This window comes from Streptomyces sp. BBFR25 (assembly GCF_044590125.1).
In the GTDB taxonomy this organism is placed as follows: domain Bacteria; phylum Actinomycetota; class Actinomycetes; order Streptomycetales; family Streptomycetaceae; genus Streptomyces; species Streptomyces canus_D.
In genome coordinates, this window is sequence record NZ_CP172447.1 from 5,413,660 (window position 1) to 5,439,139 (window position 25,480).

Genomic DNA, 25,480 nt, shown 5'->3' on the forward strand with positions numbered 1-25,480 from the left:
CGGGCGCCGCCGGTGTGCGGCGGCGCCCGGCCGGTGTCAGTTCTGCGCGGGTTCGGCCGGTTCCGTCAGGCGCCCGGTGAGCATTCCGGTGAGCGCCGCGGTACTCCCGTAGGTCCACAGGAGCGTGGGCGACAGCTTCATGCCGAACGCCGATTCCAGTCGGTTGCGCAGCTCCAGGCTCATCAGCGAGTCAAGCCCAAGGGACTTGAAGGGGGCTTCACGGTCGATGGAGGCGGCCTCGAGCCGCAGCACCCGGCCGGCCAGTTCCCGGACCTTGCCCTCGACCAGCCCGGGGCGTTCGGCCTCGCCGGCCCGGCGCACCCGGCCCAGGAACTCCTCGCCGCCGCCCGGCCCGCCGCCGTCCCTGGCGAGGGAGGCCATGACCGTCCAGCTGGGCTGTGCCGCGGTCTCCGGGTAGGCGTCGAACCAGTGCCGGGCATCCAGCGGTACGTAGGACACCACCCGGCCGGACCCGTCCAGCAGCCGGGCGAGGGCCTGCCAGGCCTCGGCGGCGGTGAACCCGGACATGCCGTGGTCGGCGAGCCGGGCCCCGCGGATCGCCTCGTCGGCGGCGAGGCCGATGTCGGCGAACGGGCCCCACTGGACGGCGAGCGCGGGCCGCCCGCGCCGCCGCCTGGCCTCGGCCAGCGCGTCCATGTAGACGTTGCCCGCCGCGTACCCGGCCTGGCCGGGGTTGCCGACCAGTCCGGCGACCGAGGAGAACAGCACGAACACGTCGAGCGGATCACCGGCCGTCAGTTCGTCCAGGTGGCGGGCCCCGTCGACCTTCGGGCCCAGCACCTTCGCCAGCTGAGCGGCCGTCAGCGTGCCGATCACGGCGTCGTCGAGCACGCCCGCCGCGTGGAACACCCCGCGCAGCGGCGGCAGTTGGGCGCGTACCGCGTCCAGGGCGGTGGCCAGCGCCGCCCGGTCGGCGACGTCGACGGCGAGCGTGGTGACCTGCGTGCCCCGCGTCCTGAGTTCCTCGACGCGGCGTTCGGCGGCCTCGCCCGGCCGGGAGCGGCCGAGCAGCACCAGGGAGCGGGCCCCGCGGTCCGCGAGGAACTCCGCGAGGGACAGCCCCAGCGCGCCCAGACCGCCGGTGACCAGATAGGTGGCGTCGGGGCGCAGCCGCCCCCCGGGCAGCGCCTCCGGGGCGACCGAGGCGACCTGCTCCGGCCGGGTGAGCACGAGCTTGCCGGTGTGCTCCCCGCGGGCCATGGAGCGCAGTACGTCGGCGGCGTCGGAGAACGGGTGCTCGGTGACCGGCAGCGGCGCCAGGGTGCCGTCGGCCACCCGCCGCCACACCTCGTCCAGGATCCGCGCGAAGCGGGCCGGACGGCGGGTGATCAGGCCGGCCACGTCGACGGCCGCGAAGCTGGTGCCCTTGGCGAAGCTGCGCAGGCTGACGGTGCGCGCGGCGTAGATGTCCCGCTTGCCGACCTCGATGAACCGGCCGTCCTCGGCCAGCACCGCCAGACCCCGCTCGATCGCCGCGCCCGCCAGCGAGTTGAGGACCACGTCCACACCCCGCCCGTCGGTGATCCGGTGCACCTCGTCGGCCCAGGACAGGTCCCGCGAGTTCAGGACGTGTTCGACGCCCATCTCCCGCAGCGCCGCGCGCTTGGCCTCGGTACCGGCCGTGGCGACGACGTGCGCGCCCAGCGCGCGGGCCACCCCGATCGCGGCGAGTCCGAGACCGCCGGCCGCGGAGTGGATCAGCACGGTCTCGCCGGCCTCCAGCGCCGCCTTGTCCGCCAGGGCGTGCCAGGCGGTGGCGGTGACCAGCGGCAGGGCGGCGCCCTGAGCGGGCGTCAGCCCCTCGGGCAGCGGCCTGACGTGCTCGGCGCGCGCCGTCAGATGCGAGGCCAGCGCCCCGAACCCGCAGGCCACCACCCGGTCGCCGACGGAGATCCCGGTGACCCCGGGGCCCACCGCCGTGACCGTGCCCGCGCACTCGCCGCCCAGCAGCCCGGCACCGGCCGAGTCGTCGGGGTAGGTGCCCATGGCCTTCATCACGTCGATGAAGTTGACCGCGGCCGCCTCGACCGCCACCTCGACCCGGCCCGCGGCCGGCGCGCTGCGGGCCAGCGGACGGAACTCCAGCCGCTCCCACAGGCCCGAGGCGTCCGGGCGCAGCCGGAACGGCTGGGCCGCCCCCGCCCACGGCAGCCGCGCCGTGTCCGGGTCGTCCTCCTCGCCGCGCACCAGCCGGCCCACCAGGCGCCGGTCGCCGCGCAGCACGGTCTGGTCCTCGGCGTCCGCGGACAGCAGCAGCGCGGTCAGCGGCCCGGCCCAGTCACCGGCCACCGTGCGCACGTCGACCAGCGACGCGGCCAGTTCGGGGTGCTCGCGGCGCAGTACCCGGCCGAAGCCCCAGTACAGCGCGGCCCCCGGGTCGGGCGACTCGTCGGCGGACACGCCCTGCGCGCCCTCGGTCACCACCACGGTCCGCGGCGGCACCGGCAGCGCGGTGGCCGCCCGGACCACCTCGGCCAGGTCCAGCAGACCGGCCCGCTGCACATCGAGGCCGCGGTGCGCGCCGGGGGCGAGGAAGACCAGCCCGTCCGGGCCGTCGCCCTCGCGCAGCCGCAGCGCCGCGTCGGGGCCGGGCGGCAGCACGGTGGCGGTCGCGCCCCCGGCGGTGAGCGCGGCGGCCAGTTCCCCGCCGGTACCGGCGGCGTCGTACAGCACCCAGTGGCCGGTGCGGGTGGCGGTGAGCGCCTCGTCGGCGGTCCGGAACTCCAGCCGGTGCAGCCGCGCCGGGTCCACCGGCTGCTCCTCCTCCGCCGCGATGGTCTGGAACCTGAGGCCCGTCATGCCCAGCACGGGCCGGCCCGCCTCGTCGTGGCAGACCAGGTCGAAGGTGTCGTCGCCGGTGCGCCGCGCGTGCGCCGTCACCGCGGTCACGGTCGCGTCCCGGCCGACGGCGTGGTCGACGCGGGCCACCGCCGTGGGGACGACGGTGGCGTCGCCCGGCAGCAGGGCGAGGGTGACCTGGAGCGCGGCGTCCCACAGCGCCGGGTGCAGCTGACCGGGGCGCACCCCGGCCAGGCAGGCGTCGGGCAGCCGTACGGTCCCGCCCGCCCGGTCGCCGGATACGCGCAGCCCGGTCACGCCGCGGAAGGCGGGCCCGTAGTTCAGCCCGCGGGCCGCGCACTCGGCGTAGAAGTCCTCCGCCGCCACCTCCCGGGCGTCCTCGGGCAGTGGGGCCGGGACCGGCAGCTCCCGGCCGCCCGCGCCCACCCGGGCGGTGGCGTGCCGGGTCCAGGTGTCCGCGCCCTGGGGCAGCGAGGTGAGCGTGAAGCCCGCCGAGTCGGGGCCGTCCTCGCGCCACAGGGCGCCGACGCGGACCGGCTCGTCGGTGAGCGTCAGATCGCTGCGGAAGCGCACCGAGTGCAGCGCCTCGGGGTTCTCCCCGGTGCGGACCCGGGCGGCGGCCACCGCCAGCGCCAGCATCGCCGCGCCGGGCAGCACCACGGCGTCGTACACCTGGTGGTCGCGCAGCCAGGGCAGGTCGTGCAGGGACAGTTCGGTACGGCCCTCGTGCACGTCCTGCTCGGTCGCCGCGGGGGTGAAGGCGAAGGTCAGGCCGCCCGGACCGGCACTGCGCCGGGGCGCCTCGGGCAGCCAGAAGCGGGACCGCTGCCACGGGTACGGCGGCACCGCCGCACCCGGCCGGGCGGGCAGCGTGCCGAACGGGGCCAGGCCCGCGGTGTAGGCGCGGCCCAGCGCACGGGTGAAGTCGACGAGCGCGCCCTCCTCGCGGCGCAGACTGGACAGCACCGCCACCGGCGTCTCGCGGCCGGCCGCGAGCTGCTCCACGGCGGGCGTCAGCACCGGGTGCGGGCTGATCTCCACGACATGGGTGACCCCGGCGTCCAGCAGGGCGGACAGGGCGTCCGCGAACATCACCGGCCGGCGCAGGTTCGCGGCCCAGTAGGCGGCGTCCAGTTCCGTGCCGTCGACCTCGCGGCCGACCACCGTGGACATCATCGGTACGGCGCCGCCGCGCGGGGTGATCGGCGCGAGCACCTCGACCAGTTCGTCGGTCAGCTCGTCCATGTGGTGGCAGTGCGAGGCGTAGTCGACGTTGACCAGGCGGCAGAACGTGCCGTCCGCCTCCAGCAGCTCCCGCAGCATCAGCACGGCGTCCGTGTCGCCCGACAGCACGCAGGACGACGGGCCGTTGTTGACGGCCAGGGACACGCTGGCCTCGAAGCCCTCCAGCGCCTTCTCGGCCTGATCGACGCCGAGGTCGACGGCGAGCATCCGCCCGCGTCCGGCCGTGCGCTTGGCGAGCCGGCTGCGCAGCGCGATGATCCGCGCCCCGTCCTCGTAGGACAGGTGCCCGGCGATGGTCGCCGCCGTCACCTCGCCCTGGCTGTGCCCGACCACCACGTCCGGTGCGACACCCGCGGCCCGCCACAGCTCCGCGATGCCCAGGGACATCGCCCACAGGGTGGGCTGCAGCATCTCGACGTGCTCCGGCCACGCGTCGCCCTCGGTCCCGGAGACGATGCCCTCCAGGTCCCACGGGAAGTGCGGCTCCAGCGCCTTCGCACAGCGCCGGATCACCTGCGCGAACAGCGGCGACTCGGCATACAGCCGCCGGCCCATGCCGGCCCACTGCGAGCCCTGCCCGGGCAGGACGAAGGCGACCCGGCCGCGCGGTACGGCCCGGCCCGCGACCACGCCCGGGATCTCCGCGCCGGGATCGGCGGCGAACAGGCCCAGCCGCTCGCGCAGTTCGCCCGCGTCGGAGGCGACGACGGCGGCGCGCGCCGGGAAGTGGTCCCGCTCGTTGCCGAGCGAACCGGCCAGGCGTACGACACCGTCGGCGTCCTCGGGCAGCGCGGCGAGCACGTCCTCGGCGCGGCGGCGCAGCGCGGCGTCGTTGTGCGCGGTCAGCGGCAGCAGCAGGGCGCCGGACGCGGTGACCGCGGGCGGCTCGTGCACCGGCGGCGTCCGCAGCACCACGTGGGCGTTGGTGCCGCCCCAGCCGAAGGAGTTGACGCCCGCGTACAGCGTGCCGTCGGCCGGCAGGTCGACGGGTTCGGTGGCGACCTTCAGATTGTGCTCGGTGAACGGGATCTTCGGGTTGGGCTCCTCGGCGTGCAGGCTGCGCGGGATGTGCCGGTGCCGCAGCGCCAGCACGGTCTTGACCAGCCCGGCGAGCCCGGCCGCCGCCTCCAGGTGACCGATGTTGCTCTTGGCGGAGCCGATGAGCAGCGGCCCGGAACCCGCCGGGCGCACCCGGCCCAGGGCGCTGCCCAGCGCCTGAGTCTCGATCGGGTCCCCGCGCAGGGTGCCGGTGCCGTGCGCCTCGACGTAGGCCAGCCGGTCCAGCGGGACGCCCGCCCGCTCGTACACCTGGCGCAGCAGCTCGGCCTGCGCCTCGATGTTGGGGGAGACCAGGCTGTGCCCGCCGCCGTCGTTGTTGACGGCGCTGTCCACGATGACGCCGTGGATCCGGTCGCCGTCCGCGAGCGCCCGGTCCAGCCGCTTCAGCCAGACGCCGACCGCGCCCTCACCGCGCACGAACCCGTTGGCCTGCGCGGAGAACGCCCGGCAGTGGCCGTCGGGCGACAGGCCGCCGAAGTGGGTCAGCCCGATGGAGTTGTCGGGCGCGAGGATCAGGTTGACGCCGCCGACGAAGGCGCCGTCCAGGTCGCCGGAGCGCAGCGCGCCCGCGGCCAGGTCCAGCGCCACCAGGCCGGAGGAGCAGCCCGTCTCCACGACCATGCTGGGGCCGCGCAGCCCGAGGAAGTACGAGATGCGGGCCGCGATGATGTCCAGGGCGTTGCCGACGGCGGTGTGCTGCGTGGTCGGCACCCCCCGCTCCTTGCGGGTGGACTGGTAGTCGTGCCACAGCGCGCCCACGTACACCCCGGTGCGGGTGCCGCGGACGGCGGCGGCCGGGACACCGGCGTGCTCCAGCGTCAGCCAGCCGATCTCCAGCATCAGCCGCTGCTGCGGATCGAGGTCCTCGGCCTCGCGGGGCGAGATGCCGAAGAAGCCCGGGTCGAACTGGTCGACGTCCTCCAGCAGCGCCGCCACCGACGGGATCTTCTTGGCCGGGTCGAGCTGCACGGTGGTGTCCCAGCGCTCCGGCGGCACCGGACGCACCGCCTCCGAGCCCTCGGTCAGCAGCCGCCAGTACGCGTCGATGTCCGGTGCGCCGGGGAAGCGGCCCGCCATGCCGATCACCGCGATCGGCACCCGCCGCTCCCCGGTGGACAGGGACTCGTCACTCATGCGCGCTCACCTCGTACGTGCTCGGGTCGGCGGCGTCGGCCGCGCGCGGCCCGCCGGTGCGGGCGAGGGCCAGGTCGACGTCGTCGATCGCGTGCCGGGCGTTGATGACCTTGTTGAAGATCCGGTACTTGCCGGGGAAGGAGTTGAGGAGGCGGAACCGCAGCCGGCGCAGCCGCACCCCGCGCGGGTCGCCGACCGCGAGCGCGGCCTCCTGCATCCGCTGGAAACGGGTGACGTGCGTCTTGTGCGCGCGCCGCTGCGCCACGAAGTCGGCCAGCTCGGCCCGGGTGACGACGCGGTCGGGTCCGCCGCGGGCGAGCGCCTCGGACAGGACCGGGACCAGCGTGATCGAGTCCTGCATGGCGAGGTTGACGCCCTGGCCGAGGATCGGCGTCGCCGTGTGCGAGGCGTCGCCGATCAGCAGCAGGCCGTCGCGCGCCCACTGCTCCATCTCCGCGGTGAAGATCTCCAGGAAGCCGGTGTCGTCCCAGGACCGCAGGTGCTCGTCGACCAGCGGGGCGAGTTGCGGGGAGATGTGCATGATGCCCTGCTTGAAGGCGTCGAAGCCCGCGGCGCGCAGCTCGCCCAGCCCCCGCTTGGGCAGGTTGTGGCCGACGCGGAGCGTGTCGGGGAACGTCGGCAGGATCACCAGGTGCTTGTCCCGCTCGACGACGAGCTGGGCGGCGCTGCCCCACTCCGGCGGCCGGGGCAGCTTGAACGACAGGAAGTCGCGGGCCATCGGCTGGATGTCGGCGGGGAGCCCGGAGGCCTTGCGGACCTTGGAGAACCGCCCGTCGGCGCCGATGACGATCCGGGCGCGCACCGGCACCCGCTCCCCACGGCCCCGGCCCAGCACCGCGCCGCGTATCTCGCCGCCCTCCTCGATGAGCGAGGAGAAGCTCCAGCCCTTCAGGTAGTGGTAGCCCTGGAGGTCCTCGGCGGCCCGGTTGAAGATGCGGATCAGGGCGGGCTGCGGGATGTCGATGGGCAGCGGCTGGTCCTTGAACCGCCGGTAGTCCACGTGCAGCACGGGGCGCTGCTCGGCGACCGTGGTGACCGAGGTGGTCTCCAGGAAGCCGTGCGCGCGCAGGGCCGGGCCGAAGCCCAGCCGGTTCAGCGACGTCACCGACGGCGCGGCGATGGTCTCCCCGCGGAAGCTGCGCTCCAGGTCGGTCTGCTTCTCCACGAGCACGGTGCGGATGCCGCGCCGGGCCAGCAGCGTGGCGAGCAGGGAGCCGGCCGGGCCGCCCCCGATGACGAGTACGTCGGTCTCGGACGGCGCGCGGCCGGCCCCGGACGGGTTGGTGTGATCGGTCATGCCGGCTCCCAGTTCTCCAGCCGGCTCTTCACGCCGGCGAGGATTTCGGCGGCCATCGCGCCGTCGATGACGCGGTGGTCGAAGACGAGCGAGAGGGTCAGCACGGGCGCGACGACCACGCTGCCCGCGCGTACGGTGGCGGCGTCGGCGATGTTGCCGACACCGAACCCGAGCGTCCCGGAGATCAGCGGCAGGATCGCCCCGACCGGCTCGTGGCCGATCGAGGTGACCGCGAAGGTGCCCTGCAGCAGGGCCCGCCGCCCCGGGTCGCGGGACATGACCCGGTACAGCAGCCGGAACACCGGCAGCGGCAGCCGCTGGAGCCGGCGCACCCGCGCGAACGGACCCTCCGGGTCCTCCACCCGGGCCTTCTTGTAGACGTCGATGGTGGCCTGCACCCCGTGGACGTCCTTGTCCTGGACGTCCGCCACCGTGCCGGAGACCACGCAGCGCTGCCCGTCGACGGTCTTGTCGAACAGGACCTTGGCGTGCACGGACGGCGACACGCTGAGCCGGGGCGCGCGCCCGCCGCGGAACACCGAGCGGGCCTGCGGGTACTTGTCCAGGACGTCGGCGGCGGCCTTCACCACGTAGCTGACGTAGGAGGCGGGCCGCTCGGCGGCGGCGCGCGCGGTCCGCAGCGCCGTGGCGTCCACGTCCGCCATCAGGTAGACGTGCGCGGTGCGCCGGGCGTCCTCCAGGAAGATGTACGTCCCCCGCCGCGCCGCGGGCAGCGGGGTCGTCGTCATCGCGGCACTCACGGCGCCTGCCCCTCGGCGGCGGCCACCAGCGCGCTGATGTCACCCGCGGTCCGGGCGGCGGCGAACCGCTCGTAGTCCAGCGGGGCACCGGCCTCGCGCTCCAGGGCGACCAGGACGCGCAGCGCGTTGACGGAGTCCCAGCCCTCGATCGCGTCCAGCGGAGTGTCCGGACCGAGGAGGTCCTCGTCGGCGTCCAGCAGCCGGGCGATCGTCTCGACGGCCGTCCGCTCGGCCGAGTCCAGGGCGGATGCTGTTCCCTCAGGGGGCATGGAAGGTCCCTTCGCCGGGGCCGATGCGCACCCATGCGGGCAGCTCGGCGAGTTGGGTGAGGTCGTGCCGGAAGTCGCCGTCCTGACCGGCGAAGCCGAGTGCGGGGTAGAAGCCCGCGAACCGCGCGTTCTTCGCCGTCGGCACATGGCGTCCGCGTACGGCGGGGGCGCCCGCCTCGCGCGCGGCCCGCAGTACGAGTCCGACGACGGCGTCCTCGACCGAGCGGGAGAACACCCGGCAGGACAGGACGAAGTTCTCGATCAGCCAGGTGCCGTCCGGTTCGCGGACCAGGGTCAGCGCGGCGGCCAGGCCGTTGTCCCCGAAGGCGTCGGTGACCCGGACGCCGAAGCAGCCGGCCGAGCCGTCGGCGACCGCCCGGGCCAGCTCGTCCGCGCCGTAGCGGATGCCGGTGAGGTTGAACTGGTTGGTCTTGCCGAAGAGCTGGGCGATCCGCGCGGCGTTGAGCGGGCCGTGGGCCTCCACCGTGACGACGGTGTCCAGCTCGCGCAGGTAGTCCTCGATGCCGCCGGTGCTCTCGCGCAGCCGCTCGCGTTCGGCGCGGGCCCGGTACATCGCCCCCCGGCCCCGGTCCTCCTCGGTCAGCCGCAGCTGGCCGAACCGGCCGGAGGAGGCCAGAGCGCGGGCGTAGCCGGCCGGGTCGGCGGGCAGGTCCACCACGGCCACCTCGGGCCGCTGCCGGGCCATCAGGGCGCGCTCGGCCGGGTTGTCGTCGACGAAGACCATCGCGTCGGTGCCGATGTTCAGCTCGGCGGCGATGTCCGCGAGGTTGCCGGGCTTGGCGTCCCAGTTGGCGCGGAACGCGGCGAAGTCCCCGGTGCGCAGCAGCATCTCGGGATGCGTGTCGATCGCCTCCCGGGCGACCGCGTCGTCGTTCTTGGAGCACACGGCGAGCAGCACGCCCTGCCGGGACAGGTCCTTGGCCAGGCGCTGCAACTCGCTGTGGGCCGAGCCGGGGAAGGCCCCGCCGATCTTCAGCGCCCCGACGCCGTCGTCGCCGACGACCCCGCCCCACAGCGTGTGGTCCAGGTCGAGGACGAGGCACTTGGCGGCACGGCCCAGCCGGGCCAGCACCACCCGGGCGACCTCGCGGGCGTAGGCGTCCAGGAACTCGGGTCCGTAGGCGTGCGCGGCGATGTGCCGCATGCGGTCCGTGGCCGCCCAGCCGGTCTCGGCCCGGGCGGCGACGGCGTCGGCGGACAGCACGACGGTGCCCGGGCGTTCGGCGAGGTCGAGCACGGCCGCGTTCATCCGCTGCCAGGCCGCCTCGACCCGCGCCCGGGTGGCGTAGTCGACGTACCGGTCGCGCCGCCCGGCGCTCAGCGGCACGGTGTTCAGCACCGCGAGGGTGCCGAGATGACGCTCGTACGCGTCGAGCCAGGCCGCCAGTTCGCCGGGGAAGGCGGCGCAGCGCGCCACCACCTCGTCGGCGTCCAGCGGGTCGGTGACCTTCTCGAAGACGGCGGTGTCGTCGAGGAGGCAGGCGGTGACGGCGGGGCCGTGGTCCTGCAGCGTCGGCGCGCCGGCCAGGATCTCGACCCGCCACTGGTTGAAGCCGGTGACCGCCGTGTCCGGCTGGACGCCCTCGGCCAGCAGCGCGGCCGTCAGCAGGGGCGGCACCGGGTCGGCGGTGGAGGAGGCGAGCAGCGCCAGCGGGAAGGGGGTGAAGGCGCCGGACTCCGCGAGCGCGGTGCGCGCCGCACGGGCGCCGAGCAGGGCGCCGGCCGCCTCGCGGTCGACGGGGTCGGCGAGCGCGGCGAGGACCGCACGCACCCGGTGGGCCGCGTCGCCGAGTTCCCCGGCGCGCTTGAGCGCCCGCAGCTCCGCGAGGTCGCCGGTGGCGGCGGGGCGGGCGGGGGCGGTGGTCATCGCGGGGCTCCGTCCTGGTGGCGCAGGGCCAGGCCGGACAGGATCCACTTGGAGGACTCGACGTTCGCCACCAGCAGCCGGCCGCCGACGCCGAGGCCGGAACGGATGCGCCCCATGGCCCGGCTGAGCTGGACGAAGGGCACCGCGTTGCCGTTGTTGCCGGTGTCCGCGACGCAGTTGACGGCCTGCTCGGGGCGGACGCCCAGACGCTTGCGGATGCCGTCGGTCATCACGCCGTTGAGCTGGGGCAGCAGCACGTGCTCGACGTCCTCCAGGCGCCAGCCGGTCTCGGCCGTCAGCTCCTTGAAGATGGTCTCGGCGTGCTCCGGCACGTGGTGCTCGATGGCCTTGTAGTCCTCCTCGCCCCACGGCTCGCGCACCGGTCCGTCGGGGCCGTCCGTCACCGGAGCGCCCTCGGTGCCGAACCAGCGCGCGATCTGCGCCGGCGAGCGGCCCATGCCGGTGGTGCGCAGGAAGAGGTGCTCCACCAGCAGCCCCGGCCCGTCCGGGTCGGCCTCGACCACGACCGCGCCGGCACCGTCCCCGAACAGGGCGAAGTTGATCAGCTCGGCCGGCGACATGCCGGCGATCTCGCCGCTGGAGGGGAAGAGCTTCAGACAGGTGTCGGCCCCGATGACCAGTCCCCGGCGCAGCCCGGAGGCGAGCAGGGCGCGGGCGGTGTAGAGGCCGGTGAGGGCACCGGCGCAGCCCGACATCAGCTGGAAGGTGGGCACGTCGTTGAGGCCGATGCGGTCGGCGACCAGGTTCACGGTGGCCGGCATCAGGTGGTCGGGGGAGGCCGTCGTCAGCACGAGGAAGTCGAGCGAGGCCACGTCGGCACCGGCGTCGGCGAGCGCGGCGGTGGCCGCGGCCACCGCGAGGTCCGAGGTGTTCTTGGGCACCGAGGGCGGGGAGTCCGTCCGGCAGAAGTACCGGGTGCGGTTGCCCGTCATCATGTCCAGCCACTTCTCGTGCAGTCCGAATCGCTCGGCCATGTCACGGTTGGTGACCGGCTCGCCGGGGAGCACCTCGCTGAATCCGCTGAGCCTCATGCCGCCACCTCCGAGAGGGCGGTGTTGACCAGCCGGAGCAGGGCACGCGGCGTGTCCGCGGCGGCGATCCGGTCCCGGTCCAGCTCCACGCCGTACTCCCGCTGGATGCGGCCGGTGGTCTGGAGCAGCATCAGCGAGTCGCACTCCAGGTCCTCGAAGACGACGTCGAGGGCCCGGGTGTCGATGACGCTCGGGGACCCGTGGTCCTGGAACTCGAGCATGATCGCGCCGAGTTCCCGGAGGGTGAGTTGTGCCATGGTCGGTTACCCCTTCGCAGGCGGCGGTTCGTCCGTTCGGCGTGGTCGGCCGTGCCGGGAGGCCATCTCGCTCGCGGAGCGGCTGCGCGCGCCGGGGAGGTGACGAGTGCGGTCCGAACACGGTTCAGGGGCCGGGACAGCCGGCTTGTGACCTCTGTCCCGGCCCGGGCGCCTCCGATGGGTGCCGCCCCAGGTCCCGAAGCGGTCTCATCGGCGAGTCCACAGTGGCGGTGCGGGCTTGACACGACCTAGAGCCGGGGTGGAAGCCGACGAACGCCCTGCCGGGCGGCGGACCGGGCCCGCCGGACGCCGGACGCGCGACAGGGCGGCCCCGTGCAGCGGGGCCGCCCTGTCGGGTGTGGGGGTCAGTGGTCCAGGGCGCCGATGGCCGCCAGGATCTGTCGATTCAGGGCCGTTCCGGCGCGGGTGTCCGGCTGGTCCGAGCGGCGGGTGTCCTGGAGCGCCAGCGCCGCCAGATGGCCCGAGGGCAGGTCGAACGTGGCGAACCGCCAGGTGTCGTCGGCGACGGGCGTACCGTCGGACCGCTCCAGCAGGATCGTTTCGGCGCTCGGGGGGCCGGCTTCCCCCGCCGGCCCCCGTTCCCGTTGCCCTTCCGTGCGGAACCCGAACTCGGTGAACGGGAAACGCAGCCCCTGCCCGAGCGCCTTGCTGTACGCCTCCTTCAGCGTCCACAGGGAGAGCAGCACCCCGTTGCGCTCCTCGTCCGCCGTCGCCGCCAGCCGCAGCCGTTCCGGCGCCGTGCACATCAGCGTCTCCACGTCCCGCCCGCTGAGCCGCCGCTCCCGGGGCTCCGCGTCGACGCCGATCACCCCCAGCGAGGTGATCCCGCACAGCAGCAGGTCGCCGGTGTGGCTCAGACTCACGTCGATCTGGTCGTGACCGCGCAGGTGCACCCGCCCGTTGAGCCCGTAGCTCAGCTCCAGCGAGCCGGCCTCCGTGCCCAGCGCGACCGCCGCGGTGCACCGGATCAGCAGCCGGGTGGCCAGGAACCGGTCGCGCAGCTGCTCGCCGGTGAGCCTGCTGTAGCGCGCCCAGTCCCGCCCGAGCAGGAAGCGGCGTTCCTCCTCCGGCGGCAGCTGCGGACGCCAGTCCGCCAGCGAGGCGTACACCAGACCCACGCCCGACGTGTCCAGGTCGTGCAGGAGCCGGGCCCACGGCCCACCGGGCCCGTCGACCCGGCTCGGCGGGGACAGGGGCGGCCGGGGGCCGCCGCGCAGCGGGCTCATCCCGCGCACCGGGTGCGCAGCAGGTCCAGACTGTGCGGGACGCGGACCCGCTCCAGCACCTCGTCGCACAACCGGCCCTCGATCGAGCGGGGCAGCGCGGGCACGGACCTGCCGACCCGGCGCAGCAGCCGGTGCAGGGCGAGCACCGCCCAGGCCGGGTCGGTGAGGAAGTCGTCGCCGCCCGCGCCCGCGTTCAGCCACACGCCGACGCACGCCGCCGCGGCCAGCACCAGTGCGTACCGCTCGCTGAGCGGGAAGCTGTGGGTGTCCAGCAGGAACCCGTTCGTGGAGCCGGTGAGCCTGCCCGCCTCCTCGCGGATCTCGGCGGCCTCGGCGCACAGCCCGGCGACCAGCTCCCGCATCAGGTCCGCGTGGTCCTGCCCGGTGAGCGCGTCCGGCAGCCGGAGCGCGGCGTGGGCGAGGTAGTCGAGCAGCCCGTCGCCGCCGCCGAACAGGGCGAGCCGCTCGCCGTCCATGGGCGGCAACGGCACCTCGAGCCGGAACAGGTCGGCCGGGGTCGGGTCCACGGCGGGCGCGCCGGGTGCCAGGGCCGGCAGGTAGGGCGCGATCACCGACTGGCAGATGGCGCTGCTGACATGCCCGAACGTGATGGTGGACAGGTCCCGCATGTGCTTGCGGAAGACGGCGTTGTGACCCTGGTCGGCGTGGAAGGCGTCGCCCATCACGGCCGACAGGTCGTACAGGGCCTCACTGACGATCTTGGGCACGATGTACTTGGTGACCGCCGTGAGCACGTCGCACTGGTCGGGCAGCAGGTGCACCGAACGGCTCGCCGTCAGCGAGAGGCAGTCGGCGACCAGCAGATCGGCGAAGGTTCCGGCGAGCGCCGAACGGGCGGAGGCGTCCCCGGCCGCCCCGCCGAACTCCCTCTCCTGCGCGGCGCGCACCGCGGCCCGCAGCGCCGTGTCGGCGAGCCCGACGGTCATGGAGGGGAAGACGGCGTGCACCGCCGGGTAGGCGCGCAGGCTCAGCGCGACGCCGTCGCCCCACGTGCCGACCAGCGACTCGCCCGGCAGCGGGCAGTCGGTGAACTGCAGGCCGGCCGCCTGCACGCCCCGCACCCCGGTGGTCCGGTGCCGGCCGAGGGCCCGCACCCTGGCGGGCGGCACCGTGGCCGGGTCGAACATCAGGATCGAGTAGTCGGTGTCGCCGTCGCCGGTGCGCACGAAGCCGATGAGCAGCTCCGCGGTGTGCGCGTTGTTGATGGCGTTCTTACGGCCGTTGAGCCGCAGCATGCCGTCGTCGCTCCAGGCGGCGGTGTACTCCTGGGAGTGGAACTCGCTCTCGTGCTCGAAGCGCTGGCAGGCCACTCCCACCGTGCCGCCGCGCAGGATCACCGAGGCCATTCGGCCGCACTGACGGGCGTCGCCGTTCAGCCAGACCATCTGGGCACCCAGGAACGGGGTGAAGCCGTGGCTGAAGGCCAGCGCCGGATCGCGCCGGAAGACCGGGCGCATCACCAGGCCGAGCAGGTCGGCGCCCGCCATCCGGCCGCCGAGCGACTCGGGCACCAGTTCGGCGGGCAGGCCGAGGCTCTGGAACCGCCGGACACCGACCGGCGAGGTCTGTCCCGACCGGTCCGCCTCGAGGACCGCGTCGAACCCCATCGGGTTGTCGGGGTGCCACGGGTCGCCCAGGCCGTCCTCGATCTCGTCGAGGCGCGCACGGAGCCGGGTCAACCGGTCGGGCCGCCATTGTGTGTCGTCGCCGGTGACGGCGGCGATGATGTCGTCGTGTTCGTACATGGTCACCCCAGGGCGTGGAGAGGGGTCGCGAAGGACAGTCCCCAGCACGGTGACCCTCCGGGCTGGAGACACCCTCGACCGGGAGTCGAGGCACCGCCCCGGGGCCCTCGCCGACGCCCGGTCTCCCGGGCGGCCGTCAGGGAAGGAACGGCGCCCGCCGAGGCGGCGGTGCCGTCCCGTCCACCAGCCAGCGGCGTACCGCACGGCTGGCCGCGGGGGAGGCGATCCCGGCCGGGAAGGCGCGGAACTCGGTGCGGGCCAGGGTGAGTTTCAGCAGGGCCAGGTCCTGGGGCGGGGTGCGCGGGTCGTCGGCCGCGTAGCCGACCCGCACCAGCCCGCTCAGGGGGTACAGCGTCTCCGGGCGCAGCGCGAGGGCGCCGAGCACCTCGGGCAGCAGCCCCCGGCGGCCGGCCCCGGTCATCCGGACGAGGGCGTCCAGCTCATCCGGCGGCAGGGACAGCAGCAGCTCCGGTTCGTCGAACAGCCGGGCCACCGGGGCGCCGACGAGCTGGACCACCCGGATCCGCTCGTCCCGGGCGGCGGCGCCCAGCGCGAGCCGTCCACCGAAGCCGAAGCCGATCACCTGGACCTCCTCGGTCCCGGCCGCCCGCGCACCCTCGTCGACGAGCCGCGACAGCGACGCCTCGGGACGGCCGGAGGGGAACGGCGCCTCGGGCGGCCCGGTGGCGAGCACGGCGTGCCCGCGCCGCACCAGCCGGTCCAGCAACGGCGCGTACCGGCCCGGTCCGTGGAGGCCCGCGGTGACGACGACGACCAGGGGCCCCGGCCGCCCGACCGGTCGCCCTCCCCACCACACGAGCCCCTCGCCTGCCATCAGCCCCTCACCGCCATCAGCCCCTCGCCATGTGACCGGTCACGGGCCTGGTCATCACTCACTCCTCCCACGGCGGCACGCGGATCCAGGGGAAACGGAACGAGTGTCCGCGCAGCGCCTCGAGAGCCGCTGAAGCCGAAGGCGGGGACAGGGCGGGGGCAGGGCGGGGTCCGGCGTCGAGCCGGGTTCGAGCCGGACGTGAGCCCGCCGCGGGACGCTGCCGCGAACGGGACCGGACCGCAGGGAGGAGAGAGGCGTGGCGGGTGGGGGAGCGAGACGCGGCCGGGCGGTGAAGCGCTGCGCGGTGAACGCCGTGACGGCCCTCTACCGGGCGCTGGAAGTCTTCGGCGCGTGCTGGGTGCCGCTCCCGGAGGACCAGCAGCGGCGGGTCCTGGACGAGTACGGGGGCACCGCACCGCACGGCCGGCTGACGGGGCCCGGCGCCGGACACCCCGAACGGCTGCGGCAGGACGTCCCGCTCACCTCGCTGGAGCTGCGGCTGCGGCGGGAGCTGGACCTGCGCTGAGCGGTGTGCGGGCCGGTGGGAGGGGTCAGACCGTCAGCCGGGGAGAGGCGTCCCGGGACTCCGCCGCGTCCGCGGCCGGCGCCGCGTCCGTCGGCACCCGGACCACCAGCCGGAAGACCCCCGCCTCGTCACGGTCGGCCCCCACGCGCAGTCCACCCCCGACGGTGGCGACCCGGGCGGCCAGGTTGCCGAGCCCCGTGCCGTTGGGCACCGCGCTCTTCGGCAGCGAACTGCCGTTGCCGACACCGTCGTTGACCATTTCCAGCTCGACGAACTCCTCCTCCTCGTCCAGCGAGGTGGTGATCGAGCAGGTGCTGGACTGGCTGTGCCGCAGCATGTTGGTCACGCCCTCGCGCAGCACCGTCGCCAGGATGGTGTTGGCCGTGGACGACAGACCGGTGACGGACACGTCGATCCGGGCGTCGATCCCGGCCGCCTTCAGGACGGAGCGCGCCGACTCGGCCTCCACCAGCAGCGACATGTCCCGGTACCCGCGGGCCACTTCCCGCACGTCGGCCAGCGCCTGCCGGGCGATCGTGAGCACCTCGGCGACCTCCTCGCGGGCCCGCTGCGGGTTGCCGTCGATCAGGCGGGCGATCAGCTCGTTCTTCAGCGTGATGGAGGAGAGGCTGTAGCCGAGCAGGTCGTGCAGGTCGCGGGCGAACCGCAGCCGCTCCCTGGCGACCGCCATGCGTGCCAGCTCGTCACGCGACGCGTGGATCGCGGTGGCCAGCGCGGCCAGCCGGGCCACCGCGAACAGGACGAGCCCGGTGAGCGCGGTGGACACCCCCATGTACGCGACGTTGACGACGCCGAGCGACTGCAGCGACGAGATCACCACGACGGCGGCCGTGGTGAGGCCGAACAGCACCCAGCCGGTGGTCCGTGGCAGCAGGAGGAGTAACGATCCTGCGAGAAATCCGGCCATACCACCCCAGTGCCAGCCGAAGGCGATCAGCGGAGCGAAGGTCAGCGCCGTCTGCAGTACGAGGCTCCACGGCAGCAGCCGGGCGCGCGCGGCCGTCATATGTGGTGCGGAGTGGATGTACTGCAGGGCCGCGAGGGCCGGCGGCACCCCCACGCACGTCAGGAGTTCCGCGCCGCCGGGAGCGGAGTCCAGCACGTTCACCAACTGCATGAGCAGATAGCCCGCGAAGACCACGACGACCAGTACCGAGGCGATGGCCGGACTGGGGGCCGCGGAACTGACCGCCGCCAAGTCGGGCGCGGCGGAATTCGTTCGCTTGGGCGGAACCCTTCTTCTCCGTTCGGCCTTCTGCGACACCCGACCTCCAGTTGTCCTGGATCCCCCGAACCGGCGTCCGAATCATAACGGAGGTGACCATCCTGTGGAGGGTACACACAAAGCTTCCGGGCAGATGCCCGGTTTCCTGCTGAAAGTCCTGCTCAACGGCCCGGTTGTCACTGGTATATGGCGACCAGTGAAGAATTCACATCCCCACACATGAAGCGTTAACTGGCTCCGGACCAGTGCCATTGCGTTAACTCATGCCCAGCACAGAGGCGCACCACCCCGGCAGTACCGATCGCGAAGGACAGTCCGGCGCTGGGCGTCCCACCGCCGCGGAGGGCAGAATTCCGGCCACCGCGCCCGAGGCTCCCCGACGCCGCCCACGCGGTCGTCCGCACTCCGTACGACGCCCGGCCCACCGGCCGGCGGTACGACGGCCGTTGGCGTGAAACGTCCGGGACACAGCGCACAGCACGTCACCAGCAGCACCGACGACATCCGGCGCCCGTGCGCGCCGTGCGAACCCGAGGGAGTCACCATGAACCAGTCCGTCATGAACCAGCCCGTCCTCACCGACCGGCGCAACGGCTCGGTCCTCGACACCGCCGACGACGAGCTGAGGTTCGCCGAGCTGATGACCCGCGCCTTCCTCGACCCGGCGACCGCCCGGCGCTACGCCGCCGCCCCGTCCGCCGTCCTCGCCGAGTTCGGACTCGCGGCGGGCGCCGGAGCCCTTGCCCCCACCCTGCCGCGACCGGCCGGGGAGGGCGTCGTACGCGAGGACTTCTCCGGGCTCGGGGACGCGAGCGTGTGCCTGCTGACGCTGTGCATCGCCGACACGGAGTACGGCACCGAGCCGGCCCCCACGAACCGCTGATCCGACCCGACCGCTGATCCGACCGAACCGCTGATCCGAACGAAGAGCACGACGACTTGGGGGGCGCAGTGCTGAGAGTGGGGTTCAGAAGACATGTCCGGGCCGAGGTCGTCCCGGGCGAGGGCACGTACGTCGTGTCCGAACGGGGCATCGTCGCCTTCGAGGACGACCGGGTGGAGGTGGTCGCGCCGCTGCTGGACGGCACCAGGGACTTCCGCACCCTGGTCGCCGACGCGGCACCCCGGTGTTCCGCGATCGACGTGGCGCTGGCCATCGGCCGGCTGAGCGAGGCCGAACTGCTCGACGGCGTCCCCGGCCCGGCCGCCGTGCCGGGCCCCGACGCCCTCCGGGACGCCGCCGCCGAACCGGCCCCCGTCGCCGGTGCCGCCGCGGCCTACTGGGAACTGGCCGGGGTCCCCGGACCGCTGAACTCCCTCACCGTACGGGTCGAGGCACTGGGCGGCGCCGACGCGCGGGCCGCCGCCCGGACGTGCGCGGCCTCCGGCCTGACGGTGACCGACGATCCGGCGCAGGCCGGCCTGACGCTGGTGGTCTGCGACGACTACCTGGACCCCGCGCTGCGCGCCCTGGACGAACGCCAGCGCGCGGCCGGGAGACCCTGGCTGCTGGCCAAGCCGCACGGGACCACCCCCTGGGTCGGCCCCGTCTTCCGGCCCGGGGAGTCGGCCTGCTGGCAGTGCCTGGCCCACCGGATGGCCGGCCACCGCACCACCGAGGCCCATCTGCGCGCCCGCCTCGGCCGCGCCGTGCCGCACCCGCCGGCCGAGACCCCCGCGAGCCTGCTGCTGGGCCACCAACTGGCGGTCGCGGAGGGGCTGAAGTGGCTGGCGGGTCATCGCTACCCGGGCCAGGACGGCGTACTGACCTTCGACACCATCGGGTTCACCAGCAGACTGCACCCGCTGCGCGCCCGCCCCCAGTGCCCGGGCTGCGGCGACCCCACCCTGGTGGCCCGGCAGGTCCTGCGGCCCGTGACGGCGGTCTCCCGGCCGAAGGCCGAACGCACCGGCAACGGCCACCGGGCCGTCTCCGCGGAACACACCCTGCGCGCCTACGAGCACCTGATCAGCCCGATCACCGGAGTGGTCAAGGCGGTGGAGCGCGACCCGCGCGGCCCCGCCGAGTTCAACTCCTTCCGCGCCGGACACAACCAGGCACACGGCGCGCACGGGCTCACCGGCGCCGCCGCCCGGCTGCGCAGCGAGAGCGGCGGCAAGGGCATGACCGAACTCGACGCCCGGGTCGGCGCGTTGTGCGAGTCCCTGGAACGCCACTCCGGCACCTTCCAGGGCGGGGAGTCCGTCGTCCGCGCGAGCTGGCACCAGGTGGCGGACCGCGCCGTGCACCCCGCCGACTGCCTGCTCCACCACCCCCGCCAGGGCGTCGCCCCGTTCGACGAGTCCGCCCCCGTCGACTGGACGCCCGTATGGTCGCTGACCGCGGGTGAGCACCGGCTGCTGCCCACGGCCCTGCTGTACTACGACGCGCCGCGCACCCCCGGACTCGGCGGTGTGCGGGCCGACTCCAACGGCAACGCGGGCGGCACCAGCCTGGAGGACGCCGTCGTCCAGGGCTTCCTGGAACTGGTGGAGCGCGACGCCGTCGCCCTGTGGTGGTACAACCGCACCCGCCAGGCGGGCGTGGACCTCGACTCCTTCCGGGAGCCCTGGATCGACCGCATCCGCGCGGTCCACGCCGGGCTGGGACGCGAGGTGTGGGCCCTCGACGTCACCTCCGACTTCGGCATCCCCGCCTTCGCCGCGATCACCCGGCGCACCGGCGGTGCCACCGAGGACATCCTCTTCGGCTTCGGCGCCCACTTCGACCCGTCCGTGGCCCTGTGCCGCGCGCTGGCCGAGATGAACCAGATGATGCCGGCCGTCGTGAGCGCCGGGCCCGGGGGGACGGGCTACGGGTGCCCGGACGAGCGGCTGACCCACTGGTGGGCCACCGCGACCGTGGCCGGGCACCCCTATCTGCTGCCGGACCCCGCCACCGCGCCGCGGGCCCGTTCCGACTACCGCTACACGCCCCGCGCCGACCTGCTGGACGACGTCACGGCCGTCCGCGCGGCCGTCGCCGAGCGGGGGATGGAACTCCTCGTCCTCGACCAGACCCGGCCGGACGTCGGCCTGCCGGTGGTCAAGACGATCGTGCCGGGAATGCGTCACTTCTGGGCCAGGTTCGCGCCCGGCCGGCTCTACGACGTACCCGTCGCCCTGGGCAGGCTCGCCGAACCGACGCCGTACGAGCGGCTCAATCCGGTGCCGATGTTCCTGTAGCCCGGCGACCGGGCTCCGGCAAATGTGCCGCTCGGTCCGTTACGTCCGGCCGCCTGTTCAAAATCGCGGTAATACGGGGAACCCGACCCTTCACGAGTCACTCTCGCCACCGGCTCCGGCACGTAGTGTGGTTTCCGGCCAACTCCGTGCGGGGGCGCGGACGGTCGGAGGGGGTGAGAGCGAACTCGTGGTCAGGATCCTGATTGCGGAAGACATGCGCATGCTGAGACGGGCGCTGGTGGAACTGATCTCCATGCAGCCCGACATCGAGGTCGTCGCCGAGCTGGAGTCGGGCGCCGAGATCGTCCGCCGCGTGGAGGACCTCAAGCCGGACGTGGCCGTCCTGGACATCGAACTCCCCGTCCTGGACGGCCTTTCCGCGGCCCAGGAGATGCACGAACGGGGGCTGGCCACCCGGGTGCTGATCCTCACCAGCCTCGGCCGGCCCAACCACCTGCGCCGCGCCCTGGACGCCAACGTCCGGGGATTCATGCTCAAGGACGCCGGACCGGACCGGCTGGCCGACGCCATCCGTGCCGTCGCGGGCGGCGACCGGGTCTTCGACGCCCAGTTGACGCTCGCCGCGCTCGATCACGTGGAATGCCCGCTCACCCCGCGCGAGACGGACGTGCTCCGGCTCGCCGCGGGCGGCGACGACGTCGGGGAGATCGCCCGCAGCCTGCACCTGTCCGTGGGCACGGTGCGCAACTACCTGACGACGGTCGTCTACAAGCTCGGCGCCCGCAACCGCGTCGACGCGATCCGCATCGCCCGCACGTCGGGCTGGCTGTGAGCACACCCGGGTGAATCCGTCACGGCGCGGCCATGAGGGATTCACCCGGGATCAGGTTCCCCCTCACTGGCCCGCCGCGCGTGCCGCGTGCGACGGTCGGTTGAACCGTGGACCACCGGTCCGCGGGACGACCGTCCAGGGAGGGACACCCATGAAGCTCACCGTGCTGGGCCCGTTCTCCGCCGCCATCGACGGTGTTCCGATCGTCCCCACCGCGGCCAAGCCCCGCCAGATCCTCGCCCTGCTGGCGGTCCAGGCCGGCCAGGTCGTCACCGTCCCCTCCGTCATCGAGGAGGTCTGGGGCGCCGCCGCCTCCCCGAAGGCCCACATCAGCGTGCAGACGTACGTCCTGCAACTGCGTACGTTCATCGGCCAGGCCCTGGGCGACCCGGCCGCCGCCCGCGAGGTGCTGGTGACCCGGCCCGGCGGCTACGCGCTGCTGACCGGCCCCGACGCCGTCGACGCGCACGTCTACGACCGGCTGTGCGCCGAGGCCCAGACCGCGGTGGAGCGGGGCGACGACGCCCGCGGCGCCCGCCTGTTCCGCACGGCGCTCGCGCTGTGGCACGGCGACGCCTTCGCCGACGTGAGCGTCGGCGCGGTGCTGGGCCTGGAGGCCATGCGGCTGCGACAGAGCCGGACCAGCGTCACGGAACGCCGGATCGCCGCGGAACTGCGGCTCGGCGCCCACGAGCGGCTGCTGCCCGAACTGGCCTCGCTCACCGCCGCCCACCCGCACGACGAGGCCCTCCAGGCGCTGTACATGACGGCCCTCGACCGGTCCGGCCGCCCCGAGGACGCCCTCGCCGCCTACGACGCCCTGTGCCGGCGCCTCGACGAGCAGTACGGCCTGCTGCCCTCGCTGGAACTGCGCCGCCTGGCGGCCGGGGTGCGCCCCCGGGCGGCGACGGCCTCCCCCGCCTGACCGTCGGCGCCGGTCCGCGCCGGGGACGGGTCTCCAGCGACTCCCTAACGTCCCTCCAGCGGCCCGGTGTGTGCTGAGCGGTGCCGGCCCTGTGCGGTGAGCGCGCTCGGCCCCGGGCTGCGAGGGGGAGAACATGCGTGTGCTGTTCGCCGCACGGCGCTCCCTGCCGCACCTGTCCCCGATGGCGCCGACCGCCCTGGCCTGCGCGGCCGCCGGGCACGAGGTGCGGATCGCGGCGCCGGTGCGGCCGGACGGCTACGTGCTCGGCCCCGGACTTGCCGTGCGGCCGCCCGAACCGGGCTGGCGCCCGCACCTGGTGGTGCGCGCGCCGGACGGGGACGGGCCCGCCCCCTGGCCGCAGGACGGTCCGGTGCTCCACTGGACGGCCCTGGACCACCGGGACACCGCCCCTCGGCCAGGCGGCGACGCCGGACCGTGGTGCGTCGACCCCTGCCCGCCCGCGCTGCGTACCGGCACCGAGGCCGGAGCGTGGTCGGTGCGGCACGAGGAACCGGCCACGGCGCGGCCCGCGCCCCCCTGGCTCCGGACACCCCCCGATCGGCTGCGGGTGTGCCTGCGCCCCGGCGCGGGGCACGACACCTGGCCGGCCGCCCGGGTGCGCCGGGTCGCCCGCGCGGTGCACGGACTCGACGCGGAACTGGTGGTCGTGGTCGACCCCCGCACGCGGTACGTCTACCGCGACGCCTTCGAGGAGCCCGTGCGGTTCGCCGCCCCCGACCTGATCGGCCCGGTCCTGGCCACCAGCGCGGGCGTCGTCCACGACGGCGGGCCGGACGTCACACCGGTCGCCGCGGCCTTCGGCGTCCCGCAGCTCGTGCTCGCCGACGCCCGCCCGGCCGGCGACCGGCTGCACCGGATCGGCGCCGGACAGCGCCTCGCGGCGGCCGACGCCGACGACGCGGCGGACCTGGCCGACGCGCTGCGGCTGCGGCGGCGGCTGGCGGAACTGCTGCACGGCGGCCGGGCCCTCGCCGCCGCGGCACGCCTCAGGACCGAGATGGCGGCGCTGTCGCCGCCCCACGCGCTGGTCGGCCCGCTGGAGGAGTACGCCGCGGGCTCCGGGCGCACCGGCCCCGGGCGCGCGGCGCACCCGCCGCAGGACCGGCCGGACCGGCACCGCGGAAGGACCGCGGCGAACCGCCGACAGGAACAGGAAGGTGAGCGGGCTTCATGAGCGTCAACGAGGCGGAACGGCCGACGGCCGGGCCCACCGGGGCAGCGGCGCCCGCGACCGGGTCCCCCCGGCCCGCGGCTCCGGACGCCGGGCAGGGCACACCCCATCTGCGCGAACTGACCGGCCGGCTCCGCGAGCTGCGGGCGCTCGCCGCCGCGGGACCCGGCGAGGCGGCGACCGAGGCCCAGCACCGGCGGGGCCGGCTCACCGTCCGCGAGCGGCTGGAACTCCTCTTCGACGAGGGGACGTTCCGCGAGATCGAGACCCTGCGCCGGCACCGGGCCACCGGATTCGGCCTGGAGGACCGCAGGCCCCACACCGACGGCGTGGTCACCGGCTGGGGCCTGGTGGAGGGGCGGCGGGTCTTCGCGTACGCCCACGACTTCCGGATCTTCGGCGGCGCCCTCGGCGAGGCCCACGCCCAGAAGATCCACAAGGTGATGGACCTGGCCGAAACGGCCGGCGCCCCGCTGGTGAGCCTCAACGACGGGGCCGGTGCCCGCATCCAGGAGGGCATCTCCGCCCTCGCCGGGTACGGCGGGATCTTCCGGCGCAACGTCCGCTCCTCCGGCGTCGTCCCGCAGATCAGCGTCATGCTCGGCCCGTGCGCCGGCGGGGCCGCCTACTCGCCCTCGCTCACCGACTTCGTGTTCATGGTGCGCTCCACCTCCCAGATGTTCGTGACCGGCCCGGACGTGGTGCGGGCCGTCACCGGGGAGGAGGTCACCCACGAGGAACTGGGCGGCGCCGAGGTGCACGCGGCACGCTCCGGGGTCGCCGCCTTCGTCCACGACGACGAGGAGAGCTGCCTGGCGGAGGTGCGCCACCTGCTGACCCTGCTGCCGCCCAACAACCGCGAACTGCCCCCGGAGACGGAGCCCGCCGACCCCGTCGACCGGCGCTGCGAGGCGCTGCTGGACCTGGTCCCGGCCGAGCCCCGCCGCAGCTACGACATCCGTCCGGTCATCGCGGAGATCGTCGACGACGGCGACTTCACCGAGGTGCACGAGCTGTGGGCGCCGAACGTGGTGTGCGCGCTGGCCCGCCTCGGCGGCCAGACCGTGGGCCTGGTGGCCAACCAGCCCTCGGTGTCCGCCGGCGTCCTCGACATCGACGCCTCCCAGAAGGCCGCGCGCTTCGTCCAGTTCTGCGACGCGTTCAGCATCCCGCTGGTCACGCTCGTCGACGTGCCGGGCTTCCTGCCGGGCGTCGACCAGGAGCACGGCGGCATCATCCGGCACGGCGCGAAGCTGCTGTACGCCTACTGCGACGCCACCGTGCCCCGGGTCCAGGTGATCCTGCGCAAGGCGTACGGCGGCGCGTACATCGTGCTCGACTCCCGCTCGATCGGCTGCGACCTGTCCTTCGCCTGGCCCGGCAACGAGATCGCCGTCATGGGCGCGGAGGGCGCCGCGGGCGTGGTCTTCCGCCGGCGGATCGCCGCCGCCGACGACCCGGAGGCGACCCGGGCCCGGCTCGTCGAGGAGTACCGCACCGAACTCATGCATCCCTACTACGCCGCCGAACGCGGCCTCGTGGACGACGTCATCGACCCCGCCGACACCCGCAGGGTGCTCATCGACGCGCTCGCCGTGCTGCGCGCCAAGCACCGTGCGGGTCCGGCCCGCAAGCATGGGAACCAGCCGCAATGACCTCACGGACACCCACACGGACCACTCCCGCGCCCTCGCGGGCGCCCTTCCCCCTCCCCCAGGACGTCGCGGCCACCGACGCGTCCGCGGTCGCGCAGCCCCCGAAGCCGCTGCTGGTCTTCCACGGAGACCCGACCCCGGACGAGGTCGCCGCGGTCACCGCGGCCATCCTGGCGGTCCTGCCCCGCCGCGCCCCCCGGCCCCGTACCGCGGGCCACCGCCGCGCCCGCTGGAGCCCGCCCGAGGTACCGACGGCGTCCTGGCAGCGGGCGGGCTAGGTTCCTTTCGGGCTCAGGGCGTGGAGCG

At 74.6% G+C, this 25,480-nt stretch carries 19 protein-coding genes; 8 read left to right on the forward strand and 11 right to left on the reverse strand.

Translation table 11 applies throughout. The features are described from left to right. Positions 1-36: 36 nt before the first annotated feature. The 10 genes from ACGH52_RS24860 to ACGH52_RS24905 form a co-directional block, all read right to left on the reverse strand. Positions 37-6,258, reverse strand: a complete 6,222-nt coding sequence (locus tag ACGH52_RS24860) for an SDR family NAD(P)-dependent oxidoreductase (RefSeq protein ID WP_399942465.1) — start codon at positions 6,256-6,258, stop codon at positions 37-39. Then, positions 6,251-7,576: an FAD-dependent monooxygenase gene (locus ACGH52_RS24865; protein ID WP_076976103.1), complete on the reverse strand. Its 1,326-nt coding sequence runs from the start codon at positions 7,574-7,576 to the stop codon at positions 6,251-6,253. The genes ACGH52_RS24860 and ACGH52_RS24865 overlap by 8 nt, the downstream gene beginning before the upstream one ends. Then, positions 7,573-8,325: a 2-oxo acid dehydrogenase subunit E2 gene (locus ACGH52_RS24870; RefSeq protein WP_202977688.1), complete on the reverse strand. Its 753-nt coding sequence runs from the start codon at positions 8,323-8,325 to the stop codon at positions 7,573-7,575. Before ACGH52_RS24870 ends, ACGH52_RS24865 begins: the two co-directional genes overlap by 4 nt. Positions 8,326-8,333: 8 nt before the next feature. Further along, positions 8,334-8,606, reverse strand: coding sequence for an acyl carrier protein (locus tag ACGH52_RS24875; protein ID WP_399942470.1), 273 nt, complete (start codon positions 8,604-8,606; stop codon positions 8,334-8,336). Further along, positions 8,596-10,494 (reverse strand): HAD-IIIC family phosphatase, encoded by a 1,899-nt coding sequence (locus ACGH52_RS24880; RefSeq protein WP_399942473.1) that lies wholly within the window; start codon positions 10,492-10,494, stop codon positions 8,596-8,598. The genes ACGH52_RS24875 and ACGH52_RS24880 overlap by 11 nt, the downstream gene beginning before the upstream one ends. Continuing rightward, positions 10,491-11,546 (reverse strand): 3-oxoacyl-ACP synthase III family protein, encoded by a 1,056-nt coding sequence (locus tag ACGH52_RS24885; RefSeq protein WP_059299327.1) that lies wholly within the window; start codon positions 11,544-11,546, stop codon positions 10,491-10,493. Before ACGH52_RS24885 ends, ACGH52_RS24880 begins: the two co-directional genes overlap by 4 nt. Beyond that, entirely contained in the window at positions 11,543-11,803 is a 261-nt protein-coding gene (locus ACGH52_RS24890) for an acyl carrier protein (protein ID WP_059299326.1), read from the reverse strand. The genes ACGH52_RS24885 and ACGH52_RS24890 overlap by 4 nt, the downstream gene beginning before the upstream one ends. 365 nt (positions 11,804-12,168) lie before the next feature. Further along, complete coding sequence (locus ACGH52_RS24895) at positions 12,169-13,050, reverse strand: 4'-phosphopantetheinyl transferase superfamily protein (protein ID WP_210976785.1); 882 nt, start codon at positions 13,048-13,050, stop codon at positions 12,169-12,171. Beyond that, the gene (locus tag ACGH52_RS24900; protein WP_153182967.1) at positions 13,047-14,816 is read right to left on the reverse strand and encodes an acyl-CoA dehydrogenase; all 1,770 of its coding nucleotides are present in this window, start codon (positions 14,814-14,816) and stop codon (positions 13,047-13,049) included. Before ACGH52_RS24900 ends, ACGH52_RS24895 begins: the two co-directional genes overlap by 4 nt. A gap of 136 nt (positions 14,817-14,952) precedes the next feature. Continuing rightward, positions 14,953-15,651 (reverse strand): hypothetical protein, encoded by a 699-nt coding sequence (locus ACGH52_RS24905; RefSeq protein WP_399942478.1) that lies wholly within the window; start codon positions 15,649-15,651, stop codon positions 14,953-14,955. Between the two features lie 256 nt (positions 15,652-15,907). Here ACGH52_RS24905 and ACGH52_RS24910 point away from each other — a divergent pair, with 256 nt between their 5' ends. Then, positions 15,908-16,177, forward strand: coding sequence for a DUF6059 family protein (locus ACGH52_RS24910; RefSeq protein ID WP_143659324.1), 270 nt, complete (start codon positions 15,908-15,910; stop codon positions 16,175-16,177). Between the two features lie 25 nt (positions 16,178-16,202). Here ACGH52_RS24910 and ACGH52_RS24915 read toward each other — a convergent pair whose 3' ends face one another. Continuing rightward, positions 16,203-17,396 (reverse strand): sensor histidine kinase, encoded by a 1,194-nt coding sequence (locus ACGH52_RS24915; RefSeq protein WP_399942482.1) that lies wholly within the window; start codon positions 17,394-17,396, stop codon positions 16,203-16,205. Between the two features lie 571 nt (positions 17,397-17,967). Between ACGH52_RS24915 and ACGH52_RS24920 the strand changes: the two genes are divergently transcribed. The 7 genes from ACGH52_RS24920 to ACGH52_RS24950 all read left to right on the forward strand — a co-directional run bounded on the left by ACGH52_RS24920 (position 17,968) and on the right by ACGH52_RS24950 (position 25,452). Next, complete coding sequence (locus ACGH52_RS24920; protein WP_399942485.1) at positions 17,968-18,306, forward strand: hypothetical protein; 339 nt, start codon at positions 17,968-17,970, stop codon at positions 18,304-18,306. A 77-nt stretch (positions 18,307-18,383) separates the two neighbouring features. Beyond that, positions 18,384-20,609, forward strand: coding sequence for a TOMM precursor leader peptide-binding protein (locus ACGH52_RS24925; RefSeq protein ID WP_399942488.1), 2,226 nt, complete (start codon positions 18,384-18,386; stop codon positions 20,607-20,609). A 187-nt stretch (positions 20,610-20,796) separates the two neighbouring features. Continuing rightward, on the forward strand, positions 20,797-21,402 hold the full coding sequence (locus tag ACGH52_RS24930; RefSeq protein ID WP_121703537.1) for a DNA-binding response regulator: 606 nt from the start codon (positions 20,797-20,799) through the stop codon (positions 21,400-21,402). A 151-nt stretch (positions 21,403-21,553) separates the two neighbouring features. Further along, positions 21,554-22,327, forward strand: a complete 774-nt coding sequence (locus ACGH52_RS24935; protein WP_059299317.1) for an AfsR/SARP family transcriptional regulator — start codon at positions 21,554-21,556, stop codon at positions 22,325-22,327. 133 nt (positions 22,328-22,460) lie between these two features. Further along, positions 22,461-23,522 carry a nucleotide disphospho-sugar-binding domain-containing protein gene (locus tag ACGH52_RS24940; protein WP_399942492.1) on the forward strand — a complete coding sequence of 354 codons (1,062 nt, stop codon included), beginning with the start codon at positions 22,461-22,463 and terminating at the stop codon, positions 23,520-23,522. Beyond that, complete coding sequence (locus ACGH52_RS24945; protein WP_399942495.1) at positions 23,519-25,174, forward strand: acyl-CoA carboxylase subunit beta; 1,656 nt, start codon at positions 23,519-23,521, stop codon at positions 25,172-25,174. Before ACGH52_RS24940 ends, ACGH52_RS24945 begins: the two co-directional genes overlap by 4 nt. Beyond that, entirely contained in the window at positions 25,171-25,452 is a 282-nt protein-coding gene (locus tag ACGH52_RS24950; protein ID WP_399942498.1) for an acyl-CoA carboxylase epsilon subunit, read from the forward strand. The genes ACGH52_RS24945 and ACGH52_RS24950 overlap by 4 nt, the downstream gene beginning before the upstream one ends. Positions 25,453-25,480 lie beyond the last annotated feature (28 nt).